Origin of the sequence: Thalassovita sp., assembly GCF_963691685.1 — a bacterium.
Lineage (GTDB): Bacteria > Pseudomonadota > Alphaproteobacteria > Rhodobacterales > Rhodobacteraceae > Thalassobius.
In genome coordinates this window covers 3963382-3981608 of record NZ_OY829290.1, presented here as the reverse complement: position 1 = coordinate 3981608, position 18227 = coordinate 3963382, and the positions used below count along the sequence as shown (strand labels likewise).

The 18227-nt window shown below is 60.7% G+C and carries 11 protein-coding genes; 5 read left to right on the top strand and 6 right to left on the bottom strand.

What is annotated here, in order from left to right:
- Positions 1 to 8 precede the first annotated feature (8 nt).
- On the top strand, positions 9 to 3608 hold the full coding sequence (locus tag ACORLH_RS19335) for a hypothetical protein (RefSeq protein WP_321829957.1): 3600 nt from the start codon (positions 9 to 11) through the stop codon (positions 3606 to 3608).
- Here ACORLH_RS19335 and ACORLH_RS19330 read toward each other — a convergent pair.
- Complete coding sequence (locus ACORLH_RS19330) at positions 3605 to 4075, bottom strand: Lrp/AsnC family transcriptional regulator (protein WP_321829955.1); 471 nt, start codon at positions 4073 to 4075, stop codon at positions 3605 to 3607. The genes ACORLH_RS19335 and ACORLH_RS19330 overlap by 4 nt on opposite strands.
- Positions 4076 to 4240: 165 nt before the next feature.
- Between ACORLH_RS19330 and ACORLH_RS19325 the strand changes: the two genes are divergently transcribed.
- The 3 genes from ACORLH_RS19325 to ACORLH_RS19315 are packed head-to-tail and all read left to right on the top strand — an operon-like array spanning position 4241 to position 7198.
- Positions 4241 to 5305 carry a pyridoxal-phosphate dependent enzyme gene (locus tag ACORLH_RS19325; protein ID WP_321829954.1) on the top strand — a complete coding sequence of 355 codons (1065 nt, stop codon included), beginning with the start codon at positions 4241 to 4243 and terminating at the stop codon, positions 5303 to 5305.
- Positions 5298 to 6464, top strand: a complete 1167-nt coding sequence (locus ACORLH_RS19320; protein ID WP_321829953.1) for a Xaa-Pro peptidase family protein — start codon at positions 5298 to 5300, stop codon at positions 6462 to 6464. The genes ACORLH_RS19325 and ACORLH_RS19320 overlap by 8 nt, the downstream gene beginning before the upstream one ends.
- Complete coding sequence (locus tag ACORLH_RS19315; protein ID WP_321829952.1) at positions 6461 to 7198, top strand: Asp/Glu racemase; 738 nt, start codon at positions 6461 to 6463, stop codon at positions 7196 to 7198. The genes ACORLH_RS19320 and ACORLH_RS19315 overlap by 4 nt, the downstream gene beginning before the upstream one ends.
- On the opposite strand, the gene ACORLH_RS19310 is transcribed toward ACORLH_RS19315, so the two are convergent.
- From ACORLH_RS19310 to ACORLH_RS19295, 4 genes are all read right to left on the bottom strand, one after another.
- Entirely contained in the window at positions 7195 to 9639 is a 2445-nt protein-coding gene (locus ACORLH_RS19310; protein ID WP_321829951.1) for a CHASE domain-containing protein, read from the bottom strand. The genes ACORLH_RS19315 and ACORLH_RS19310 overlap by 4 nt on opposite strands.
- Before the next feature lie 222 nt (positions 9640 to 9861).
- A complete protein-coding gene (locus ACORLH_RS19305; RefSeq protein ID WP_321829950.1) occupies positions 9862 to 10422 on the bottom strand; it encodes a DUF4202 domain-containing protein in 561 nt (186 codons plus the stop codon).
- Between the two features lie 98 nt (positions 10423 to 10520).
- Positions 10521 to 12602 carry an ATP-binding protein gene (locus tag ACORLH_RS19300; RefSeq protein WP_321829949.1) on the bottom strand — a complete coding sequence of 694 codons (2082 nt, stop codon included), beginning with the start codon at positions 12600 to 12602 and terminating at the stop codon, positions 10521 to 10523.
- The gene (locus ACORLH_RS19295; protein WP_321829948.1) at positions 12602 to 13612 is read right to left on the bottom strand and encodes a response regulator; all 1011 of its coding nucleotides are present in this window, start codon (positions 13610 to 13612) and stop codon (positions 12602 to 12604) included. The genes ACORLH_RS19300 and ACORLH_RS19295 overlap by 1 nt, the downstream gene beginning before the upstream one ends.
- A gap of 255 nt (positions 13613 to 13867) precedes the next feature.
- Here ACORLH_RS19295 and ACORLH_RS19290 point away from each other — a divergent pair, with 255 nt between their 5' ends.
- Positions 13868 to 15577, top strand: a complete 1710-nt coding sequence (locus ACORLH_RS19290; protein WP_321829947.1) for a Na/Pi cotransporter family protein — start codon at positions 13868 to 13870, stop codon at positions 15575 to 15577.
- 6 nt (positions 15578 to 15583) lie between these two features.
- Here the strand turns inward: ACORLH_RS19290 and ACORLH_RS19285 are convergent, their stop codons facing one another.
- Entirely contained in the window at positions 15584 to 17998 is a 2415-nt protein-coding gene (locus tag ACORLH_RS19285; RefSeq protein ID WP_321829946.1) for an ATP-binding protein, read from the bottom strand.
- Between the last annotated feature and the right edge of the window lie 229 nt (positions 17999 to 18227).

The following is an 18227-nucleotide window of genomic DNA, read 5'->3' as shown; positions in this document are numbered from 1 at the left end:
ACAGACTGATGCCTATTATGACTGTTGCCCGTCCGGGCCGCACAACCGCTTTGCGTTCTTCACTGATGATCGGCACCGCTCTGGCCAGCCTCTGGGGCGCGCCCGCATGGGCTGGCGAGCGCTGTGATGAGGCCTTGGTGCCCCAGCCCGAAGGCTGCGCACGGTCCAACGCCGATATCGTGGTGGATATGCCTGTTGGGGAAAACGCTGAGCTGATCACCACCCGTCCTGAGGGGCGGTTCGAAGAGGTGGGGTTCTCGATCTCAATCGATGACACCCATGTGGCCGGCAGCGCGCCGCCGCGTGACCCCCGCCGCCCAAATGACATGATCGCCGAAAAGGCCGCTGTTGATATCCGGTTTGACGGGCTGAACCCCGTGGCGCGGTTGAATATTTCGACCGTAGACCTGCGGGCGGGCTATCGCGCTGGTGAGGTGGTGACCTTCCGCAGCAGCGCGAACTACGCCTATTTCATCCACCGGGCCGAACTGCGCATTCTGGATCGCGCCAACCGGCGTAAACCCGTGGCGGTGTTGCCGATGTCCTCAAACGGTCAGGCGGGTTGGTCCATGCCTGATGGGGGATCGGGCGATTACGCCTATGTGCTGCGGGTCTATGATGCGGCGGGGCGGTTTGATGAAACCCAACCTTTACGACTGACCCGGCTGTCTGGTGATCACGACAGACATAACACCACCGGGCCGGAGCTGGTCGCGGCAGGCGGGGGCGAAGATCGCACCGCCATCCGCAACATCCGCATTTCTGGCGGCGAAGTGACGGCACATGGCACATCCCTGCCAGCTGGCGCAGTGGTGGAGGTCATGGGCGCGCAGGTGCCGGTGGATGGCTCTGGCCGGTTTGTCACCAGCCAGATCCTGCCTGAAGGTGAGCATCGCATTGACGTGCGCCTGCTGTCTGACGGGCAGGCCGAGGCCATTCGCCGCGACATTCGGATCCCTAAATCCGAACAGTTCTATGTGGTGCTGGCGGATTTGACCATCGGGCGGCGGATGCGTGATGATCTGGGCGAAGCGGATCCGGATTTTGAACGCAACTATGCCGAGGGTCGGCTGGCCTATTACGTGAGTGCCAAGCTGGCCTCCGGCTACAAAATCACCTCCTCCGCCGACACGGGCGAAGGGGATTTGGATGGCATCTTCCAGCGACTGAACGAAAAGGATCCGCGCAACGTGCTGCTGCGCCTGGATCCTGAGGATATGTATCCCACCTATGGCGATGACAGCAGCGCCTATGACGATACGCCATCGCAGGGTCGTGTGTATGTCCGGGTGGAAAAGGGCGGCAGCCGCTTCACTTGGGGCGATTTTGACGCTGAACTGACCGGCAGCCATTTCCTCAATCAATCCCGCGCCCTTTATGGGGCTGAGCTGCGCTATGCCTCACCGTCGGTGAACAGCGAAGGCGCGCCGAAACTAGCAGCCACCCTGTTTGCGGCGCAGCCCGACAGCCTGCCACAGCGCGACATCCTGCGCGGCACCGGTGGGTCGGTCTATTTCCTGACCCGTCAGGATATCCTTGGCGGATCGCTGCGGTTGAGTGTTGAGACGGTTGATCCAGACACCGGCCGGGTGGTGCGCAGTGCCCCCATGCAGGAAGGGCAGGATTATGAGGTGGATCATATGCAGGGCGTCTTGATCCTAACCGATCCGCTGCCCAGCTCCACTACAGATGGCGGCCTGATCGGCGGCAGCAATGAGTATGACGTCAATCTCGTGGCCCAATATGAATACACCCCGCTGGCGGGTGATCTTGACGGGGCATCGATTGGTGCACGTGTTGAGGCGCAGTTGACAGACCGCTTGCGCTTGGGCCTGTCGGGCATGTCCGAACAGAGCGGGGATGCGGATCAGCAGGCCGCCGGGATCGATCTGACCTATCGACTGGGCGAAAACAGCCAAATCCGTGCCGAAGTGGTGGAAAGCCGCGGCGCGGGATTTGGGCGGTCGACCTCAACCACTGGCGGATTGAATATCGATACCAGCAGCGCACCAAGCAGCGTGAAGGCCCGTGCCTATCGCTTTGAGGCGGATCTGGATCTGACCGATCTGGGGGCCAAGCGGGAAGGTCAGCTTTACCTCTATGCCGAGGGCAAAGAAGCCGGGTTCGCCACCCTGAGCGAAGAGGTAAGTGAGGATCAGCAGGTCATCGGCATGCAGCTGTCGGCTGAGCTGAGTGACCGGTTGAGATTTGGTCTGGATCTGGAGCAGTTTGAGAAAGAAGGCGGCGACGGCCGCCGTGAAGGGGAGCTGCGCCTGTCTTATCAGCTGAGCGATACACTGGCGCTGGATCTGGCGCTGGGCCATGAAGATCGCACTGTTGCAGCGGATGCCGGCAAAACCGGCACCCGCACGGCAGCTGCAGTTAAACTGACGTTCCAACCCGAAGAGGATCATAGCCTCTATGTCTTCGCTCAGGGTGACTTGGAACGCACCGGCGGTCTGGCGCCGGACAATCGCGCCGGCATCGGGTTTTCTAGCCAATTGACCGAAAAACTCGTCGCGGATGGTGAGGCTTCGGACGGGGACAAAGGGCGCGGCGCCAAGCTGAACCTGCGCTACGCCGCGACGGCAGATAACGAAATCTACCTTGGCTACACCTTGGATCCCACGCGGTCCGGTCCCGGCAGCAGCCTGACCGGCCGAGACGGCGGTACCTTCACGCTGGGCGGTAGCCACAAAAAGACAGATACCCTGACGGTGACAGCTGAAAACAGCTGGGATCTGTTTGGCGATCGCCGGTCACTGACCCGAGGCTATGGCGTCACCTATACGCCAGATGCCAAATGGACCTTCTCCGGCGCGATCGAAAGCGGTGAGGTACGGGATGCGGTGAACGGCGATTTCGATCGCGATGCCTATTCGCTTGGTTTGGCCTATCAGGACGGTGAAGACCAAAGCGCCCGTCTGCGGTTGGAATACCGCGTCGAAGATGGTGACGACGCAACACAGGATGCAAAGACCTGGGCGCTGAGCGGTGGCTATGAGTATAAAGTCAATGATGACTGGCGTTTTCTGGCCAATCTGGATGCCCTTGTGTCCCGCAATGAAGGCGACAGTTTCCGTGACGGAGAATATGTTGAAGCCGCTTTGGGCTATGCCTATCGCCCGGTTATGCATGAGCGGCTGAACATGTTGCTGCGCTACAGCTACCTGCATGACCTGCCCGGCGTCGATCAGGTCACCGTCACCGGCGATACCGAAGGGCCGCAACAGAAAAGCCATATCCTCTCGGTCGATGTGGACTATGATCTTAGCCCGAAACTGTCGCTGGGGGCCAAATATGGCTATCGCCGGTCGCAACTGCGCGACCGCAGCAGCGGGGAAGAGAGCACCAGCACCGCCCATCTGGGCATCCTGCGGCTGGACTGGCACGTGGTGCACAAATGGGACGCGATGCTGGAAGGCCGCGTGATGTACACCGAAGAAAGCGATCTGACCGAAACCGGCGCGCTGGTTGGCCTCTACCGTCACCTTGGCAACAACGTGAAGCTGGGCCTTGGCTATGAATGGGGTGAGGTCTCGGACGACATGGCTAACATCTCCTATGAAGGCCGCGGCGTGTTCCTGAACCTGATCGCCAAGTTCTAAGACATCTCCGGGCTGGCAAGCGGTATCGTCAGCCCGGATTTCACCCGCTTCATCACCACATTGGTGCGGAATTTGGCGATATTGGCTTCGTCAAAGAAATGCCGCCGGGTGAACCCCTCATAATCCGCCATGTCCTTGGCTGTCAGGGTCAGTACAAAGTCTGCCTCCCCCGTGACATAGAAACACTGCATGACCTCGGGCGCCTGCAGCATCCGGGTCTGGAAGGCGTCAATCTCACTAGGGCTTTCTGAGCGCAGCGTGACCTCCACCACCAAGGTCAGGCCGCGGCCTAGTTTTTCGGGATTCAGCACGGCCACCTCTGCCTCAATCACTCCGGACTGACGCAGTTTGGACAGCCGTTTGCGGCAGGCATCCGGCGACAGGCCCACCTGCGCTGACAGCTGTTCAGCGGTTTGGCGGTTGTTTGTTTGCAGGGCATCCAGCAAAGCGCGGTCAAACGGGTCCATGATCCGATCCTGTGGTCACTAGCGGGTGATTTCTTCTATCACGTCCGATTTTCGGATCAAACAGACTCTGATCGTCGGAAAATACGCCCGCACGCGGCGTAGAAATCCGGGAATGCTCCGCCGCTTTTCGCTACGCTGATTGAGCAATCACAGGAAGGAAACCCGATGCCCCACCACGTGACCAATCCCTATCGTGGCCAAGACAGTGCCGACCGGTTTGGACCGCTGCGTCCCTCGGCTGAGGTGGAGGCGGTAGAACAGCTTTTGGCGCTGTGCCCTAAACACCGTGAAACCCCGCTGCGCGCGGTTCCGGAGTTGGCGCAGGTTGCGGGCGTTGGGGAGGTTTGGATCAAGGACGAACGCCAGCGCATGGGGCTGGGCAGCTTCAAGGCGCTGGGCGCGGCCTACTGTATTGCCCGTGACGCCGCCGCCGCGCGTGAAGCCACGCCAGACCTGGCCTGGGAAGAGACCCTGAAGGGCCGGGCCTATGTCACGGCAAGCGCTGGCAATCACGGGCTGTCGCTGGCAGCAGGGGCGCGGGTGTTTGGCGCCCGCGCGGTGATCTACCTGGCCGAAACCGTGCCGGAAGCCTTTGCTGAGCGTCTGCGCGGCATTGGTGCTGAGGTTGTTCGGGCCGGCGCGGATTATGAGGCCAGCATGGACGCCGCCGCCAAGGGGGCTGAGGCTGACGGGCTGAGCCTGCTGTCTGACGGATCCTGGCCCGGCTACACCGAACGTCCCTACCGGGTGATGGAGGGATATACCCAACTGGCGGCCGAAGCGGTGGCGCAGATTCCGGAACCACCGACCGACATTCTGTTGCAGGCCGGGGTTGGCGGGCTGGCCGCTGCAGTTGCCGCTTATGCCCGGCGCGCCTGGGGGGATGTGCCCCGGATCACGGTGGTGGAACCCGCTTTTGCCCCGGCGCTGATTGCCTCGATCGAGGCCGGTAAGCTGGTTGAATCCACCGGCCCCGTGTCTGAGATGGGGCGATTGGATTGTAAAACTGCGTCGATGGTGGCGCTGGCCGGTCTGGCCAACGATGCCGATGCCTTCCTGACCATCACCGAAGAACAGGCCGCCGCAGGTGCTGCGACACTGGCCAATCATGATCTGGCCACCACACCCTCTGGCGGGGCAGGGTTGGCGGCCTTGCTGGCGGGCGTTCCGGGGCTTGGCAAAGACGCCCGGGTTTTGACCATCCTCAGCGAGGGCCCAGAAGATGGCTGAACGGTCACTGATTTTTCCGCGCGCCGAATATGAACGCCGCATTGCCGCCCTGCAGGCCCGCATGGCGGCTACCGGGCAAGACGCCTTGTTGCTGACCACCGCTGCCGATGTGTTTTACGTCACCGGGTTTCTGACCCGGTTCTGGGAAAGCCCGGCGCGGCCTTGGTATATGGTGATCCCTGCCAAGGGCGCGCCTGTTGCGGTTATTCCTGCCATCGGCGCGGATCTGATGGGGCGCTGCTGGATTGAGGATATCCGCGTCTGGCCCGCCCCCGACCCCCGCGATGATGGCGTGAGCCTTTTGGCGCAAACCCTCAGCGATCTGGTGCCAGAGGCTGGGGCGATTGCGGTGCCAATGGGGCTGGAAACCCAGTTGCGCGCACCGTTGGCGGATTTTGCCTGTGTGCAGCGCAGGATCGGTGATCGCAAGATCGTGGATGGAACGGACACGCTGCAGCGGGTGCGCGAAGTGAAATCAGACCTTGAGGTCGCTGCGATCCGGGAAAGCTGCGCCATTGCGGGCCGGGTCTTTGACCGGGTGCCGGAATTTGCCCGCGCTGGCGTGCCCTTGTCGCAGGTGTTCCGCGCTTTTCAGATCGCCCTGCTGCAAGAAGGTGCTGATTGGGTCAGCTATGTCGCGGGCGGTGCTGGGCCGGGGGGCTATGGCGATGTGATCTCCCCCGCCGATGATCGCCCCCTGCAGGCGGGCGATGTTCTGATGTTGGACACGGGCGCGGTGCGAAACGGCTATTTCTGCGACTTTGACCGGAACTATTCGGTTGGTCCCACTGATGCCGAAACCGCTAAAGCGCAAGAGGCGCTGTGGCAGGCCACTGAGGTCGCCATCAAAGAGTTGCACCCCGGCATGCGCGCCTGTGACGTGCACACGGTTCTGGCCGATGCGCTGACCGATCACGGCGCCCAGCCCTTAGGCGGGCGTTTGGGGCATGGTCTGGGGGTGACATTGACGGAATGGCCCAGCTTCACCCAGCTTGATGAAACCGAATTGGTGGCAGGTATGGTGCTGACGCTGGAGCCAGGGATTGAGATCGCGCCGGGGCGCTGCCTTGTGCACGAAGAAAACATCCTGTTGACTGACCACGGCGCCGAGCTGTTGTCACCGCGGGCGCCACGTCTTTTGCCGGAGCTGTCGACATGAGCCATTTCCCCTATGAGCTGGGCCCTGCCATTGGCCATCGGGCCACCCTTGGGCTGGTGGTGTTGCAAAGCGATGAAACCATCGAACAAGAGGCCGCGCTGTTCAACCAACCGGGGCTGGCGCGCTACGTCAGCCGGGTGCCCAGCGGGGCGGAGGTGACAACGGAAACCCTAAAAGCGATGGAGGCCGAACTGCCGCAGGCTGCCGCCTTGTTGCCGCCTTCGGTGTCTTTTGACGTGATCGGTTACGGCTGCACGTCGGGCAGTATGGCGATCGGGCCAGAACGGGTGGCCAGCCTGATCCAAGGGGCGACAGATGTGGCCCGTGTCACCAACCCGCTGACCGCCGGGATCGCGGCCTGTGACGCCTTGGGGGTGAAACGGCTGGCGGTTCTGACGCCCTATATCGACAGCGTTTCACAACCGCTCTGCGGCGCGTTTGAGGCAGCAGGAATTACCGTCAGCGGTCATTTGTCCTTTGGCGAGGAGAGTGAGGCCAAGGTGGCGCGGATCGCACCCGCCTCTATCGCCGAAGGGGCATTGGCCGTGGGGGCAGGGGATCACGATGCGGTCTTCCTCAGCTGCACCAACCTGCAGTGTTTTAGCGTGATCGACAGGCTGGAACAGCAATTGGGCAAGCCAGTGCTCAGTTCAAATCAGGTGCTGTTCTGGCATATGGCGCGGCTGGCAGGCATCACTGAGCTGCCCGGACCGGGGCAACTGTTTCAGCACTAAAGCCGTGACATGGTGTCGTGAATGGCGCGTTCCAATTCGGCACGCGCCACCGGCTTGCTGAGCCGGATGTCATCGGGATGCAGAACCGATCCTTCGTGCAGCGGCACATCGGTGTAGCCGGTCATCACAATGGCCGGAAACCCCGGGCGGCGTTGGCGCAGCGCCTCAACCAGTGCTGTGCCCTGCAGGGAACCGGGCATCACGATATCGGTCAGTAACAGATCAAACACGCGCCCGCCGTCAAACAGGGCAAGGGCCGCATCGCCATCCTCAGCCGTGGTCACCGCATGGCCCATCCGGGTCAGGCTGCGTTCCAACATGTCCCGCACATCGGGGTCATCCTCGGCTACCAGAATGCTCAGTGCGGCGTCTGCTGAAGTGCCCTTTAGGGCCGCTTCACTGTCCTCCTTGGAGGGCTGGGCGTGCAGCGCCTGAAAGAACAACTCGATCTTGGTGCCCTGACCAAGTTCAGAGGTGACGCGAATGGCGCCGCCGGATTGGGCGATGAAACCATGCACCATCGACAGGCCCAACCCAGATCCCGCGCCGGGGCCTTTGGTGGTGTAGAAAGGTTCGAAAATTGTTTCCAGCTTGTCCTTGGCGATGCCTTCCCCGGTGTCCTGCAGCGATACGACCACATAGTCACCCGGCGCAATATCCTGCGGCATCGTCGCCACGTCCTGCGCATCAAGGGTTGCGGTTTTGGTGGCGATGGTCAGCACGCCCCCTTCGGGCATCGCATCACGGGCGTTAACCATCATGTTCAGCAAGGCACTGGCGGTTGAGCTGCGGTCCAACCGCACCAAAGGCAGATCGGGGGTCAGTTCTTTGCGCAGGGTGATCGTGGCGGGCAGGGTGCGGCCACTCCAACCCTCCAACTCGCGCACGATGTCATTGAGGTTCAGCTCTTCGGGGTCCAGGCGGGCACGGCGGGCAAAGCTGAGCATCTTCTTGGTCAGATCATTGCCACGTTCGGCCGCCAAAATGGCCCCGCGCACAAATTCCAGCCGCTCATCGTCTTCGCGGGCCTCTTCGGTCAGGTCCTCTTCGAGCATCTCCATATTGCCACGGATCACGGCCAGCATGTTGTTGAAATCATGTGCCATACCGCCGGTCAGCTGGCCGATGCTTTCCTGTTTCTGGGCCTGTCGCATGATCTCGGCCTGCTGCTCAAAGGCCTCTTCACGCGCCTGCTGGGCGGTAATGTCGACCACAAAACAGTCCCAGCGTGTCAGCCCTGCTTCGTAATGGTAGGGATGGCCCCAACCCTCCAGCCAGCGCGCTGTGCCGTCGCGGGTGGTGGAGCGCCAAATGAAATTCCACGTGGATCCCTCCCGGCGGGAGCGTTCGACCTCTTGTTGGAACTCAGGCAGTTTTTCAGGATCAAAGGCGTTCCACAGGATCCCCGGATGATCGTAGATCGCTTCGGGGGAGGCATTCCAGATATCGCGGCAGGCCTCGGTGATGAAATCGATCTTGTCGCGCTGCCCGTCTTCCTGGACATAGGTGAAAAACACCCCGGGGAAGTTACTGATAAAACTGCTGAGGCGGTCATCGGCGAGTTCCATATCGCGGATGATTTTCTGCCGCGACAGGGCCATGCGGTTCACCAGATAAAGCGGCACAAGGATGAAAGCCGACAGCAGCAACAGCAGCAAGCGTTGATAGATCAGGCGATCAGTTGCCGCCGCCCAACCGCCAATCGGGCGGGCGTAAAGCCGCCAGGTGCCTTCGGCAAAATGCACCTCAGCGCTAACCGGACTATCGCTGGTCAGCTCTGGCGCGCCGTAAAACAGATCCTGATCCAACCCGTGATCGTCCAGCCGCGCCAGCGCCACCTCAATTGTCTGTTCAGCGCTGCCCAGCCCAACACGCTGAAGGAAAAGGTCCAGCTCAAAGACGGTGGAGAGGATCCCCTCAAATTCAAAGTCACGCTCATCCACCGTGTAGACAGGGACGCGCATGATGAACCCCTTGCCGCCCTGAACCAGATCAACCGGACCAACAAAGGCGATTTGCCCGGTGTCGCGGGCGCGTATAATGGCATCCAGCTGGGCCGGGATCTGCCGGTAATCCACGCCCAGGGCCGCACGATTGGGCTCTACCGGATGGACCCGCGTGATCACCAGATCCGGAGCCCAGGCGACATTGATCACATCGGCACGCCCCTCGGTCACACCACGCACCAGGCGGGAAAACTCGCCTTGGCTGAGGTCTTCCTCACGGCTAAGCAAGGAGGCCACACCACGGGTAATCAGAATGCCACCTTCGATCTGGCTTTCCAGACGGGCGCGCAGGATCTCCGCCTCGGCCTGAATTTCGGCCCGCAGATCTGTGCGGTTCACCGAGCGGGTCTGATAATCCAAGCCAAATGCCAAAATGGCGACTGCAATAACCGCCAGGGAAAACGGAAGGTAGCTTGCGAAAAGTGACTTTCTCATAGGTCTCGGCTCAAACACAAATGTGCAGAACGGGTCTAAGCGCAATCAGGGTCATGGCGCTTGTCGCCGTCTCGGAAATTACTTGGAATCACCTTAGCCGCAACTCCCCCATGAGTTTAGTCTTTTTGCACAGCCTCTTGTTTTTTGAATGTTTCTGCGGCCCAAGGGGGCCTTCAGGCAGTTGCCTAAAGGTTGATTGCCCTTACGGAAGCTTGCACCGAATTAGCCGGTAAAACTCACTGCCAGCGCATCTGGCATCGGGAATTCCTGCAAGGCCCGCGCCCGTGCCTCGGCTGACATTTTGCGGGCTGTTTTGGCAACAATCTTGGCCAGATCGTCGTCGCTGCGGGTGGCTGCGAAGCCCTGCAGATACCACCGGATGAAAGTGAAGCAGATGACATCTTCCAGCGCCTGCACCTCGTCGTCTTTCTTGATGCCCTCTTTGCGCAGCAAGACGCCAACGCGGGTCTGCGCCTCTGCATCATATCCGGCATCCGCCATGATCCCTGCCACGCGTTCACCGTGGCGTCGGCCCTGTTCCTTGCGCCAGGCGTAATAGCCAGCTTTGCCTTCGGGGTAGTCCTTGCGGGGCAGAAGCCAGCGTTCAATGTGCTGACCACGTGATGCGATCTGCAACACTTCAGAGGCGTCCGGGTAAAGCGCGGTCAGCTCCGCCGTCATGCGTTCCCCATAGAGCAGCGCGGCCGGTTTGCCGTCTTCCAGCGTTGGATCGGCCGCGTTGGCGGCATCAATCGCGGCAAGTGCGGTGCTGAGGTCGGCCATGAGATAGCTCCCGTCTTTGGTTGGTGGCGTTCCCACCATTGAGCGGGATCGCCCCCGATTTGACAAGGGGCATTTGCGGCTACTTTCAGACCAGACGATCAGGCCAGCGGAATGGTGAAGCTAAAGCAGCTGCCGTGGCCTTCACGGCTTTGCAACGCCATGGCGCCGCCGTGCAGTTTCACCAGCTTGCGGCTGATCGCCAGCCCCAGACCCGTGCCCCCCTGACGGCGCAGGTTGGACCCTTCGACCTGATGGAAGCTGTTGAACACATTGTCCTGTTCATGCAGCGGAATACCACGGCCCGAATCGATGACAGAAAACCGCAACGTGTCCCCGACCACTTCGGTCCTGATGGCAATTTCACCGCGATCGGTGAACTTAAGCGCATTGCCCACCAGATTGAACAGGATCTGTTTCAGGCGGGTTTCGTCGGCCATCACGGCAACCTCATCGGCCTCAGCCCACAGATCGAGGCCTTTGGCATCGGCTTGTTGTTGGAACTGATCGACCACATCTTCGATCAACCCGCGCACTGGTAGAGCGCTGGGGGAGACCTGCATTTTACCCTCTTCGATCTTGGCGTAATCAAGGGTTTCTTGAATGAGGTTCAGCAGGTGCTGACCCGAGGCGTCCATTTTTGCCGAATAGCGGGCCACCACATCCAGCAGCGCCTGTTGCCGGGCCTGCAGATCAGCCTGCGTTGCCTGTGGATCGGCCAAGGTTTCGGTCAACGCCATATTGGCGGGCAGGGCTGAGGGATCTTTGAGGAAAGCGTTGTAGCCCAGGATCACCGTCAGCGGCGTGCGCAGTTCATGGGTCATTACGTTCAAGAACTCGGTCTTGGCGTGATTGGCAGCCTCTGCCGCCAGTTGCGCCTCTTTCAACGCGGTGATGTCGAGCCGGAAGGCAACGGTCCAACCGTCCGCGGTGCGCCGTTCGGAGGCGCGCAGCCAGGTGCCATCGGCCAGCAGCTCATCTTGTTCAAAATCCGCCGCCTGATGCGCCTGCATCCGGTCCGCGATCCAAGCCTCTTCGCGTCCCTCGGCTTGTGGGTAAAGGCCGCTTTTGACGCCGTTGCGCAGCATATCTTCAAACCGCAGGCCGGGGCGCAACCTATCACCAGTGCTGCCAAGGCTGCGGCGGAATTGGTCGTTGCTCATGACCAGACGGTCATTTGCATCAAACAGCGCGAAACCATCGGAAATCGCGTTGATTGCCTTGACCAGATTGGTTTCAGCCGAGGTTTTGCGACGGCTGATCTCGATGAAATACCCGGCAATCAGCAGTGCCAGAACCGTGCCCAGAAGCATCCAGAACCGCAGCTGGCGCCGTTCTTCAACATGGCGCGGCCAGCCGCCGGCGGGGCGCACGGCGAGGTCCCATTTGCCCTGCGGCAGGTCCACGTCCAGACGCACGGCGGCCTGTTCAAACAGGGTCGCATCGCCGTGGATCATTCGGGCAGGGCCCATGTCGCCGGCCGGCCTGCGCAGCGCGATATCCAGGTGTTTGCCAGCCTGGGGTACACCCGCGGCCCGCAGCATCAGGTTCAGGTCCAGCGTGACAGACATCAGCCCCCAGAACCGGCGCATTTCGGCCCCGTTCATGCCGACAAAAATCGGGGTGCGCAGCACCAGGCCTTGCGTGTCATCGCTGAGGGTTGCCGGACCATCCAGCACCGTCTGGCCCGAGTGCCGTGCCCGTTCGATGGCCATCATGACTGAGGCATAGTCGCGGTAGTTCAGGCCAATCAGCGCCTCATTCCCTTGGGCGGGGTGGATCTGGCCGATCACCAGATCAGGCGCTGCCGCGATCATCTGGATCATCGGATCATCGCCGGTGACTTGGGTGGCAATCTCATCAAATTGGGTGGCGCTGAGGTCAGGCATTGAGGTGATGGCAGCGGCCATACCGCGCATCTGCAGATCGCGCGCCATGACTTCCCCCTGCAGCTTGGCCCGCAGTGTGTTGGCCTGTTCACCGATCTCTTCGGTCAGCGCCGCCTGGGCGCGGCCGATTGTGTAGCGTTCCAACACCAGTTCCATCACCGCCATTGAGGCGATCAGGTAGATGTAAATCAACACATGGGCGTTTTCGCCGATCTTGCGCAGCATCCGGCGTGCGGTCGGAAAACTGGGCAGGCGCAGGCTTGGACGGCGGTGAAACAGGCCCAGATCCGCCATCAGTTCAGCCCCCCAAGGGCGCGGCGGAACAGACGTTTCCAAATCGATCCAATCGCGGGGCGGGGCCGGATCTGTACGGGCGCCGGATCGCTGGGCGCGGCTGCGGCCAGGGCGCGGTCCAGCTGGTCCAGCGCGGCGGGACCTGACCGTAGGCCCAGACGCATCTGTGGGGATCCGTTGAGGGCTAGCGGCATAGGCCGACCATCATCATATTGCAGCTCCATCGCTTCCAGTCGGTCGCGTATGGACAGCAGCAGTTCCTCAGCTTCGGGCAGGCTGTGACCATGTGAGACACAGACAAAACCACCGCGACCGGCATGGGCCACGAAGGTTTCGTAATAGGCAAGGCTTTCGGCGATCGCCTCGGCCACATCGGCCATGGTGTAATAGTATTCCTCGCTGGAACAACTGTCATACAGCCGCTCCACACTGTGGATCCGATAAGCAAAACAGGCCGAGGCAATCATGCCGCCACGGCCAAGCTGCAGCATGTAATTCTCCAGCGCCAGCAGATCCACCACACCTGAGACTTCGGCGATGTTGAACGGCGTGGTGAGTGAAAAGGCGGGCATTTGCACGCCACGCGCCTCAGTGGTGATGGCGTCCTGCGGCATGTCCACCGGGGTGCGGCGTTCCTCATGCAGTTTCTGCGCATGCTGCAGGCGAGCGCTCAGTTCTTGCGGGTTAAACGGCTTGGTCACATAGTCCGTGGCCCCGGCTGCAAAGCTTTGATCGATGAAGCCACGGTCCGACATGGCGGTGATCATTAAAACGGGTGACTGTCCATGACCCGGCTGATCCCTAAGCCAGCGGCACAGGTCGATGCCGGTCATGCCAGGCATCTGAATATCAAGGAGAAATCCATCAAAACCTTGCGGCGCCTCCGCGATGAGTTTCATCGCTTCTGCTGCCGAGCCTGCCCCGGTCACATCGGGGTATCCAAGCCCCGGAAGCGTCTCAAGCAACAGCTCCAGGATCATCGGGTCGTCATCGACCGCCAGTAGTTTCATGTCCCCGTTTCCTTATCCTTCAGTCCCATCCCCACGGGTCTGCCCAAGGTGAAATTGGTCAACGAATGTGGCGAGATTTCGTCGACAATTGCGGAAAATTCACGGCAGAGTGAGCGCCAAACCCTTGCCGTATAGGGGAATTTTTGTGCTATGCATGGGGAATTGCCAAAAAACACTCGGCTCTGGCGCTGGTTTTGAGACGTCCCTGACGGGCAGCATCTGGGCAAACGAGCAGAAAAAAACAGGAGGCATACCATGTTGATCCTTTCCTTTGTCGTCCAGCTGATGGGCGCCACGATGCTGTTGCTTTACGCGGTGCGGATGGTGCGGACAGGGATCGAACGTGCCTTTGGCCCCTCTTTCCGTCGTGTGGTGACGGCCAACACCAACCCACTGCGCGCGGCCTCAACCGGGCTGGTGATGGCGATCATCCTGCAAAGCTCGGCCGCGGTGGCGCTGTTGGTGGCAGGATTTGCCGGCACGGGGGCCTTGGGGTTCGCCGCTGGTCTGTCGGTGGTGCTGGGTGCTGATCTGGGATCGGCACTGCTGATCCAGGTGCTGTCTTTTGATCTGGAATGGCTGGTGCCGGTGCTGCTGGCGCTGGGCGGCGGTTTCTTCATCAAGTCGGACCAGCGCCGTTTGAAACAAGCAGGACGGATCATTCTGGGCATCGCCTTCATTCTGATTTCGCTGCGCTTCCTGCGCGAAACCATGGACCCGATCCGGGACAGCGCCTTCCTGCCATCGATTGCCAGCTTTCTGGCCAATGATTTTGTCACGGCCTTTGTGATCGGCGCATTGCTTGCGTGGTTTATGCATTCGTCGGTCGCAGTGATCCTGATGTGCGTGACCCTTGTTGATATCGGCGCCATCCCGGTCATTGCCGGTGTGTCACTGGTGCTTGGCGCCAACCTTGGTTCGGCCCTGATCCCGATCTGGTTGACCCGCAGCCTGTCCCCCACTGCGCGCCGGGTGCCCTTTGCCAACTTCCTGTTGCGGGGCACCGGAGCGATTTTGATGCTGGTTCTGGTCAATCGCCTGCCGGCATTGTCGTTTCTTGGCACAGCACAGGCTGCCCAGACGCTGATCAACATGCACGTCGCCTTCAACTGTCTGCTGTTGCTGGCACTGCCCTTCACCCGCTTCCTTGAACCGCCCTTGCTGCGGTTCCTGCCGGATGTGCCGGATGAAGACGCCGATCGCCCGCCGGAATTTGTCAGCGTTTTGGATGACGCGGCGCTCAGCACACCGGCGCTGGCGCTTGCCAACTTGAAACGCGAAGTGCTGCGGATGGAGCAGGTGCTGGCCAGCATGGCCGCGCCGGTGATGGATCTGATGCTGCGCTATGACAAACAGCGGGCGGGCACGCTGATCGCGCGGGATCGGTTTGTGAATGAGGCGCTGGACGAAATCCGCCGCTACGTCGCTGCCATGCCGCAGGACGAAATGAGCAAGGCCGACCAGAAAGCCGCGCGTGAGCTCACGGAATATGCCATCGCGCTGGAAACTGGTGGGGATCTGGTGGCCAAGGTGCTGCTGCCGCTTGCCAAACGTCGCGACGCCGAAGGGATCGTGTTCTCAAAGTCCGGCAAAGAGGAGCTGACGCAACTGCATGAGCGGCTGATGTCCAACATCGGGCTGGCCTCCAACGTGTTGATCTCAGACGACATTGAGACCGCCCGCCTGCTGCTGGAAGAGAAAAACGAAATGACCCGCGCGGAGCGGTCGAGCCGGAAGAAGCATTTGAAACGGCTGGCCTCGGGCAGTCAGAAGAGCTTTGAGTCCAGTGATGTGCATCTAGAGGTGCTGCGCGCCATTCGGGAGGTGAACAGCCACGTGGCATCGGTCTGCTATCCGATCCTTTACCGCGGCGGTCAGCTGCTGGACACCCGCCTGATCGAGGCGCTGGATGTGGATATGACGGATGAAGACGCGCCTGAAAAACGGATCAAGGCGGGGGGCTGATCCCCGTCAGACTTGCAGGGCGTTGCGCAGGGTGGCGATGGTCACCGGCTTGGCCAGGAAAGCGTCCATCCCGGCGGCAAGGCATTTGGCCTCTTCGCTTTTCAGGGCGTTGGCGGTGATCGCAATGATATGGCAGCGGTCGCGGTCGCTCTCGGCCTCCAGCTTGCGGATGCTGCGGGCCAGATCGTAGCCGTCCATTTCAGGCATATGGCAATCCGTCAGCACCATATCAAACTCACCGCTCTGCCATAGCGCCAGACCTTTCAGCCCGTCATTGGCAAGGGTTGCGGCGTAGCCCAGCGTCTCCAACTGTTTGGAGATGACCATCGCGTTGATGTCGTTGTCTTCGACCACAAGAATACGTTTTGGGGCGGTTTCAGCGGCTTCTGCCAGCTCCATCGGGGGCAATGGCATTTCATGCGGTTGCATCGGCGCCGCGGGCGAGGGCTGCTGATCCAACAGCGGTTCATAAGGCAGGGTCACACGGAACTGGCTGCCACTTTCGCGCGGCATCAGGGTTAGATCCCCGCCCATCAACTGGGCAAGGTTCCGACTGATCGACAGACCCAGACCGGTGCCGCCAAACCGGCGGGTGGTGCTGTTTTCTGCCTGCGAAAACGGGTCAAAGACACGCGCTGCGGCCTCTTGCGAGATGCCGATGCCGTTGTCGATCACATCGATGGACAGTTGCCCATCGTCGTTCTGATAGGCCAGAACCTCCACCAATCCAGCATGACCTTCGGACCGGCCCGGGGTGAATTTCACCGCGTTGCTCAGCAGGTTGGACAGGATCTGCCGCAGGCGTCCCTCATCCAGCGATAGGACAGACGCCAAATCGGCGGTGATGTCCAGGGTGATGGTCAGGCCCTTATCCTCGGCCAGTGGTTGGTAGATCTCAACCAGCTGTTGCAGCGGCGTGGCCAGATTACAGGGGTGCGCCTCAACCTGCAGCATACGTGCTTCGATCTTGGAGAAATCAAGGATGTCGTCGATGATCCGCAGCAGCGCATTGGCGGACTGGCTGATGGTTTCCGCTTTGTGAACCAGCTCCGGATCCGCAAGCCGCTGCCGCAGCAACTCCGTCAGACCGATGATGCCGTTCATTGGGGTGCGGATTTCGTGACTCATATTGGCCAGGAATTCCGACTTGGCGATGTTTGCTGCATCCGCCGCCTCACGGGCCGAGATCAGCTTCTGCTCCACCCCTTTCAGACGGTTGATGTTGGTCAGCAATAGGACCTGATAGCCGTTTTGCAGCTTGCGTTCACTGCCCTGGAACCAGCCGGAGCCGTCGCGGTGAAATTCGAACGTTCCTTGAGGGTTCTGGTGGCGGGCCACCGTCTGGTCCACCCAAAGTTTCATGTCGCCTTTGACGTCGGTGATCTGACCGGCCTCGGCCAAAATTTCCAGATGTTCGCGGAAGCTGACGCCCTGGCGGATCGCACGCGGCACCCGGGCATGCATTTCCTTAAAGGCCGCATTGGTGAAGGAGATACAATCGTCCGGATCAAACACCGCGATCGGTTCTGCCATCGCGTCAATCACCCGGTAGAGCGTCGTCAGACGTTCGTGGGTCAGCTCCTGTTCGGTGACATCAACACCGGTGCCGCGATAGCCTTGGAAATTGCCGGAGGCGTCGAACAGAGGTTTGCCGCTGATCCGCATGATCCGTCGGCTGCCATCCGGCGCCTTGATGGTGAAGCGCAGCTGTTTGAACACCTGCTGGCTTTGCAGCTGATGCAACAGGTCTGCCTGTCTGTCGCGGTGCATCCGTTTGGCGCCAAGCACGCGGCAGTTCTCACCCAGCAGATCCGTGGCGCTGAGGCCGGTGTCCTGATCCAGTGCCAGGCTGCCTGAGACAAAGCGGAACACATGGGTGCGATCTGTTTCCCAGACCCAATCGGCAGCGGTTTCGGTGAAATCACGGAAGCGCGCTTCGCTGTGGCGCAGTTGGGCGGCCAGTTCGCGGCTTTTGTCCTGTTCCAGCAGGTTGATCCGCGCGGCCATCATCGCCGCGATGGTTTCCAGCTGTTCCTGATGCCAGGGGGTATAGTGATCTGCGCGGGCGTCTTCGGAATCGATCACACCAACCACGCGCTCACCGATCTTGATCGGCACACAAATCTCAGACCGGGCCGGTATCACGTCGGGAATGTAACGCTCATCCTCCAAGAGGTCATTCACCACCTGCGCTTCACCGGTTTCGGCCACCGTGCCGGTGATGCCGCGACCGAAGGGGATGATCAGCGGGTTAATGATTTCACAGAGTTGCGGGTTTTTGACGTCCCCCAGCGCCGCCATTTGGCGCAGCGTTTTGCCATCGGCTTGGGTGTAATAGACCACGCAATCGGAAAATCCCAACTGGGCGACCACTTCGCGGGCCACATACCAGGCCAATTCCGCCTTGGAGGGGATTTTCATCAGGTCGATGGCGAAAGCGTTCAGGACCCTAAGGGCCTGATGATCGCTGTCAGGAGATGCAAGGCGCGCACCAGCAGAGTGGGGTGGCGATTGCCAACCCGTTTTTACCGCCCCCTTCCGCAGCTTTGCGGCATGGGCGTCATCTGTGGCAAACGGCTTTGACAGCGCGAACCTCTTAACCTTCACGTTAAACTCTGACGCGATGAGCGCAGATTTCAATCTGCTCTGA

Coding starts and splice junctions, on each gene's coding strand:
- ACORLH_RS19335 (WP_321829957.1), top strand. CDS start 9: ATGCCTATTATGACTGTTGCCCGTCCGGGCCGCACAACCGCTTTGCGT.
- ACORLH_RS19330 (WP_321829955.1), bottom strand. CDS start 4,075: ATGGACCCGTTTGACCGCGCTTTGCTGGATGCCCTGCAAACAAACAAC.
- ACORLH_RS19325 (WP_321829954.1), top strand. CDS start 4,241: ATGCCCCACCACGTGACCAATCCCTATCGTGGCCAAGACAGTGCCGAC.
- ACORLH_RS19320 (WP_321829953.1), top strand. CDS start 5,298: ATGGCTGAACGGTCACTGATTTTTCCGCGCGCCGAATATGAACGCCGC.
- ACORLH_RS19315 (WP_321829952.1), top strand. CDS start 6,461: ATGAGCCATTTCCCCTATGAGCTGGGCCCTGCCATTGGCCATCGGGCC.
- ACORLH_RS19310 (WP_321829951.1), bottom strand. CDS start 9,639: ATGAGAAAGTCACTTTTCGCAAGCTACCTTCCGTTTTCCCTGGCGGTT.
- ACORLH_RS19305 (WP_321829950.1), bottom strand. CDS start 10,422: ATGGCCGACCTCAGCACCGCACTTGCCGCGATTGATGCCGCCAACGCG.
- ACORLH_RS19300 (WP_321829949.1), bottom strand. CDS start 12,602: ATGGCGGATCTGGGCCTGTTTCACCGCCGTCCAAGCCTGCGCCTGCCC.
- ACORLH_RS19295 (WP_321829948.1), bottom strand. CDS start 13,612: ATGAAACTACTGGCGGTCGATGACGACCCGATGATCCTGGAGCTGTTG.
- ACORLH_RS19290 (WP_321829947.1), top strand. CDS start 13,868: ATGTTGATCCTTTCCTTTGTCGTCCAGCTGATGGGCGCCACGATGCTG.
- ACORLH_RS19285 (WP_321829946.1), bottom strand. CDS start 17,998: ATGAAAATCCCCTCCAAGGCGGAATTGGCCTGGTATGTGGCCCGCGAA.